A 5,505-nucleotide genomic window follows, 5' to 3' on the forward strand; every position below is an offset into this window, starting at 1 on the left:
GTGCCAACCAAGGTTGGCACCTACCGGAGCGGTGCGGGTGCCAACCAAGGTTGGCACCTACCGGAGCGGTGTGGGTGCCAACCAAGGTTGGCACCTACCGGAGCGGTGTGGGTGCCAACCAAGGTTGGCACCTACCGGAGCGTCAGCGCTTCTGCGCGAACAGCCAGGCCCACATGGCGGGGTCGGCGTAGGTGGCGTCCCAGGCGTTGTGGTTGCCGTCGGGGTACTCGGTGTAGCGCACGTCGCGCGCGCCGGCGGCCTGGAACGCGGCGTGCAGTCTGCGGTCGTCGGCCGGGGGCACGACGTCGTCCAGCGCGCCGTGGAAGATCCAGATCGGCGTGCGCTGCAGGCGCTGGGCGATGGCTGTGTAGGGATCGGCTTCGTGTGCGACCTGTTCGACGAACAGGGTCGGGCGCACCACGCGCGGGGCCAGCACGGCGCCGCACACCGGCACGATGGCGGCGAAGCGCTGCGGGTCGTCCAGGGCGATGTTCCAGCTGCCGTAGCCGCCCATCGACATGCCGGTGAGGTATTGGCGCGCGGGATCGGCGCCGAACTCGGCCACGGTCGCATCCAGTGCGGCGATGGCGACGCGGTTGTTGTGGCCGCTCCATTCCTGGTCTCCCGGCACCTGCGGGAACACGGCCAACGCCGGGAAATCCGCCGCATGGCGGCGCAGATGCGGGCCCAGCCCGGCGTGGGTCGGCTTCACCCCGTCGCCGCCGCGTTCGCCCGAGCCGTGCAGGAACAGCACCACCGGCAGCGGACCGGCGGCGCGTGCGCTGACGGCAGGAATGAACACCTGGTAGTAGGCGGTCTGCCCGTCGACCTTCACCGCGCGTGATTCAAAATGCCCGCGCGCGCTGTCCGGCGTGCTGGCGCAGGCGCCCAGCATCAGTACGGCCAGCAGCGGCAGCCAGCGCAGGAACGGACGAGCCATGACGTTTCCCCAAGGTTTGGAAGCGTTTTCATGGTAATCGGCCGCCCGGCGCCGGGCATCGTGCAGCGCATCACTGCGGGCGCGGCGCGCTGGCGATGATGGCCAGTTGTTCCTGCGCTTCGGCATTGCCGGCCGCAGCCGCGGCCTGTACCTGCGCCAGGTCGGGGTGCATCACCACCAGCAGCGGGTTCTCGCACACCGGGCAGTCGTACTCGGTGGCGTCTTCGTCCAGTTCCATCACCATCGCGCGCGAGCTGCCTTTCCACTCGCATGCTGCGCAGGTGTGCATCTGTTCGCGCCAGCCGGGCTGGAAGTAGTTGTCGATCGTGGTGGCCATGGGCTTTGGGGAAAAGAGAGGTAGGAGGACGTGGCAAGGGGTCAGAGCCCTGCTGCGCAGGGATCTGACCCTGCGTGCGGGTCAGTGCAGCAGGATGAGGGTGGCCAGGCCGAGGAAGCTGAAGAAGCCCATCACGTCGGTCACCGCGGTCACCACCACGGTGCCGGCCACGGCCGGGTCGACGTTCATGCGCTTGAGCAGCAGCGGCAGCAGCACCCCGGCCAGTGCGGCGGCCAGGAAGTTGATGATCAACGCCAGGGTGATCACCAGCGACAACAGCAGGCTGTGGAACCACAGGAAGGCGATGACGCCGACCAGCAGGCCGATCAGGGTGCCGTTGATCAAGGCAACGCGCGCTTCCTTCCACAGCAGGATGCGGGCGTTGCTCTGGCCGACCTGGCCTAGGGCGATGCCGCGCACCATCAGGGTCAGCACCTGCACGGCGGCATTGCCGCCCACGCCGGCCACGATCGGCATCAGCACGGCCAGCGCCACGACCTTCTGCAGGGTCAGTTCGAATTGGCCGATCACGCTGGCGGCCAGGAAGGCCGTGCACAGGTTGATGCCCAGCCAGACGACGCGGCCGCGCACGGCACGCTTGATGGGCGAGAACAGATCCTCTTCCTCGTCCAGACCGGCGGCGCCCAGCGCCTGGTGCTCGGCCTGCGAACGGATGATGTCCACCACGTCATCGATGGTGATGCGGCCGAGCAGGATGTTGTTGTCGTCCACCACCGGCGCGGAGACCCAGTCATGGTCGGAGAACTGCCGCGCCACTTCCTGGTCGCTTTCGCCAACATCGATGGCCGGCTGTTCGTCATCAATCAGCCGGTTGATCGGGGTGGTGTCTTCGTGTGTGACCAGCGCGGCCAGCGAGACGCGGCCCAGGTACTGGTGGCGGCGGCTGACCACGAACAGATGGTCGGTGTGGTCGGGCAGTTCGCCGCGCAGGCGCAGGTAGCGCAGCACCACGTCCACGTTGACGTCGGCGCGCACGGTCACCACGTCCGGGTTCATCAGGCGGCCGGCGCTGTCCTCGGGATAGGACAGCACCTGTTCCAGGCGCTCGCGGTTCTCGCGGTCCATCGACTTGAGCACTTCGTCGATGACCGTATCGGGCAGATCCTCGACCAGGTCGGCCAGATCGTCGATGTCCAGGTCTTCGACCGCGGCGATGATTTCGTCCGGGTCCATGTCCGCGAGCAGGCTCTCGCGCACTTCCTCGCCGACGTGGACCAGCACCTCGCCGTCGTCTTCCGGGTCGACCAGGCCCCACACCACTTCGCGCTTGCCCGGCGGCAGCGATTCCAGCAGGTTGCCGATCTCGGCCGGCGCCAGGGTGTTGACCAGGCGGCGCACCGGCCCCAGCCGGCCGCTGTCCAGCGCATCGGACAACAGGCGCAGTTGGCGCGCAGTCTTGTCGTGGCGTACAGCTTCGGCCATCGCAGCTCCCGCGGGAAGAGAAAAGCCGCGATCCCGGCAAGGATGCGGCAACAGGGGTGTTCAGCGCGTCATTATCGCAAGCCGATGTTGCAACGCCTACCCCGATCACGGAGACGGGGTCAGAGCCCTTTCCCGTGGGAAGGGGATCTGACCCCCACGGTGCTCAGACCGCGTCGGCCACCAGGGCCAGCCAGCGTTCGATGCCGCGGCGATCGCGCGCGGCCAGTAGCTTTGGTGCGCGTGCGCGCAGGGTGGCCAGGTCGCTTTCGCGGATCGCGCGGCGGACTTCCAACAGGGTGCCGGGGTGCAGGCTGAACTCGGTCAGGCCCAGTGCCAGCAGCAGCGGCGTCATGCGTGCGTCGCCGGCGATCTCGCCGCACACTGCCACCGGAATGCGATGGCGTGCGCCGGTGTCGATCACCAGCTGCAGCAGGCGTACCACCGCCGGATGCAGCGGCGAGTACAACTCGCCCAGCGCTTCGTTGTTGCGGTCGGCGGCCAGCAGGTACTGGACCAGATCGTTGGTGCCGATCGACAGGAAATCCACCAGGTCGATGAAGCTTTCCAGCGCCAGCGCGGCGGCGGGCACTTCGATCATCGCCCCCAACGGCACATGGTCGGCCACCGCATGGCCTTCGGCGCGCAGTTGTTCGGCCAGCTTCAGCAGGCGCCGGCGCACCGCCAGCAGTTCCTCGCGGGTGCTGACCATGGGCACCAGCACGCGCAGCTTGCCGTAGGCCGAGGCGCGCAGGATCGCGCGCAGCTGGGTGTCGGACACCTTCGGCCGGGCCAGCGACAGGCGCACGCCGCGCAGGCCCAGCGCCGGGTTCTCTTCGTTGCTGAGGGTCAGGCCGGTACGGTCGGCCTTGTCCGCGCCCAGGTCCAGGGTGCGGATGGTGACCGGACGCCCGCTCATGCCGAGGGCGGCATCGCGGTAGGTCTGGAACTGCTCTTCTTCGTCGGGCAGTTCGTTGCGCTGCAGGAACAGGAATTCGGTGCGGTACAGGCCCAGCCCCTGCGCGCCCAGCGCGTGTGCCTGGGTCACGTCCTCCAGCGATTCGGCATTGGCCAGCAGGGCGATATCGACCTGGTCACGGGTGCGGCTGGGCTTGCTGCGCAGGCGGCCGAGTTCGCGCTGCTCGCGCGCGTGTTCCTTCAGCCGTACGCGGTAATCGCGCAGGTTGTCGGCCTGCGGATTCACGGTGATGCTGCCGTCGGCGCCGTCGATGATCAGCACATCGCCGTCGGCCACCCGGCCCAGCACCTGCGGCACGTTCACGATCAGCGGCAGGTGCAGGCTGCGGGCCAGGATCGCGCTGTGCGACAGCGCGCTGCCGGCGGCGGTGACAATGCCGACCACGCCCTGGGCCTGCAGCTGGGCAAGTTCGGACGGTGCGATGTTGTCGCAGACCAGGATTTCCCCGGCCAGGCCTTTCACCACCGGCGCGCGGTCGGGTTGCAGGAAGGCGTGGATGCGGCCGATCACATGGTCCAGGTCGTCCATGCGGCTCTTCAGATAGGCATCGTCCATGCCATCGAAGACCTTGGCCAGGCGGTCGCGCTGCAGGCGCAGTGCGTAGCCGGCGCTGTAGGGACCGCTGCGGATCAGGTCGTCCAGCCCGAACAGCAGCTCCGGGTCATCCAGCAGCAAAGCATGCAGGTCCAGGAATTCGCCCACTTCCTGGTTCAGCGCACCGTGCAGGCGCTGGCGCAGGTCGTGCATCTCGGTGCGCGCCGCTTCCACGGCGCGGTGCAGGCGGGCCAGCTCGGCCGGTACCTGCTGCGGGGCCACGCGCTGTTCGGCGATTTCCAGCGCATGTGGCAGGCGCACGCGCGCGCGGCCCAGCGCGGTACCGCGTGCGGCGCCGTGGCCGGACAACAGCTGCACCGGCCGTTGGCCGGAAGGCAGTTGTCCGGCACGTGCGCGCGGCACGCTCAGCTGTCCTCGTCGAAGCGGCGCTCGAACAGGTCAACCACCGCGTCCATGGCAGCCGCCTCGTCTTCGCCGGTGATGCGGATGGTGACCGGCGTGCCCTGGCCGGCGGCCAGCAGCATGACGCCCATGATGCTCTTGGCGTTGATCTCACGGCCCTTGGCGGCCATGGTCACGTTGCAGCGGAAGGGCGCCAGGGTCTGCACCAGCTTGGCGGTGGCCCGGGCATGCAGGCCCAGGCGGTTGCTGACTGTGAGTTCTCGTTCAAGCATCGTCGACTATCGCTCCATTGCGGGTGCCCGCCGCCGCAGTGGCGGGCAGTTGATCCAGTGCCTGTTCCGGATAATTCATCACCCGCAGCAACATCGGCAGGCTCAGCGCCGACACCCGGCGGACCGGGGTTCCCAGCCGGGCCAGCTGCCCGGCAAGGTTGGCTGGGCTGGCGCCGTACAGGTCGGTCAGGATCAGCACGCCTTCGCCACCATCGACCCGGCGCAAGGCAGCCGAGGCGAGCGGGAGAAGGGCATCCAGGTCTGCGTCGAACGGTACTTCGAAAGCTTCGGTTTTCAGCGGCAATTGCCGCAGGAGCCGGGTCGCCACGTCAAGCAGGGCGGTCCCGACCCCGGGGTGTGTTACGAGGAGAATGCCACAGGTCATTACTGCACGTTAACAGGTCAGGGTGAACGGGCGATAGCAGCAGGAGAGGGGCACTGTGTCCCGTATTCAGTGTTGCCGGGGTCGGATCCCTTTTCCACGGGGAAAGGGCTCTGACCCCATCGTGTCGACCAAGGTCGACACCTACCAACAGCGCAGGACGTGTCGACCAAGGTCGACACCTACCAACAGCGCAGG

At 68.1% G+C, this 5,505-nt stretch carries 6 protein-coding genes; all 6 read right to left on the reverse strand.

Annotated features, from left to right (window positions below; translation table 11 throughout):
* Positions 1-142: 142 nt before the first annotated feature.
* The gene (locus G4G00_RS13195; RefSeq protein WP_164274228.1) at positions 143-940 is read right to left on the reverse strand and encodes a prolyl oligopeptidase family serine peptidase; all 798 of its coding nucleotides are present in this window, start codon (positions 938-940) and stop codon (positions 143-145) included.
* Between the two features lie 70 nt (positions 941-1,010).
* Positions 1,011-1,277 carry a hypothetical protein gene (locus G4G00_RS13200; RefSeq protein ID WP_108748795.1) on the reverse strand — a complete coding sequence of 89 codons (267 nt, stop codon included), beginning with the start codon at positions 1,275-1,277 and terminating at the stop codon, positions 1,011-1,013.
* A gap of 81 nt (positions 1,278-1,358) precedes the next feature.
* A complete protein-coding gene (gene mgtE, locus G4G00_RS13205; protein WP_108748796.1) occupies positions 1,359-2,720 on the reverse strand; it encodes a magnesium transporter in 1,362 nt (453 codons plus the stop codon).
* 163 nt (positions 2,721-2,883) lie between these two features.
* Positions 2,884-4,653, reverse strand: a complete 1,770-nt coding sequence (ptsP, locus tag G4G00_RS13210) for a phosphoenolpyruvate--protein phosphotransferase (protein WP_108752375.1) — start codon at positions 4,651-4,653, stop codon at positions 2,884-2,886.
* A 2-nt stretch (positions 4,654-4,655) separates the two neighbouring features.
* Positions 4,656-4,925 carry an HPr family phosphocarrier protein gene (locus G4G00_RS13215; protein ID WP_108748798.1) on the reverse strand — a complete coding sequence of 90 codons (270 nt, stop codon included), beginning with the start codon at positions 4,923-4,925 and terminating at the stop codon, positions 4,656-4,658.
* Positions 4,918-5,310: a PTS fructose IIA subunit family protein gene (locus G4G00_RS13220; RefSeq protein WP_108748799.1), complete on the reverse strand. Its 393-nt coding sequence runs from the start codon at positions 5,308-5,310 to the stop codon at positions 4,918-4,920. The genes G4G00_RS13215 and G4G00_RS13220 overlap by 8 nt, the downstream gene beginning before the upstream one ends.
* Between the last annotated feature and the right edge of the window lie 195 nt (positions 5,311-5,505).

The sequence above is a fragment of the Stenotrophomonas sp. B1-1 genome (assembly GCF_010894375.1).
GTDB lineage: Bacteria > Pseudomonadota > Gammaproteobacteria > Xanthomonadales > Xanthomonadaceae > Stenotrophomonas.

Excerpts from the sequence above, each read along its gene's own strand:
- G4G00_RS13195 (WP_164274228.1), bottom strand. The coding sequence starts at position 940 with ATGGCTCGTCCGTTCCTGCGCTGGCTGCCGCTGCTGGCCGTACTGATG.
- G4G00_RS13200 (WP_108748795.1), bottom strand. The coding sequence starts at position 1,277 with ATGGCCACCACGATCGACAACTACTTCCAGCCCGGCTGGCGCGAACAG.
- mgtE (WP_108748796.1), bottom strand. The coding sequence starts at position 2,720 with ATGGCCGAAGCTGTACGCCACGACAAGACTGCGCGCCAACTGCGCCTG.
- G4G00_RS13215 (WP_108748798.1), bottom strand. The coding sequence starts at position 4,925 with ATGCTTGAACGAGAACTCACAGTCAGCAACCGCCTGGGCCTGCATGCC.
- G4G00_RS13220 (WP_108748799.1), bottom strand. The coding sequence starts at position 5,310 with ATGACCTGTGGCATTCTCCTCGTAACACACCCCGGGGTCGGGACCGCC.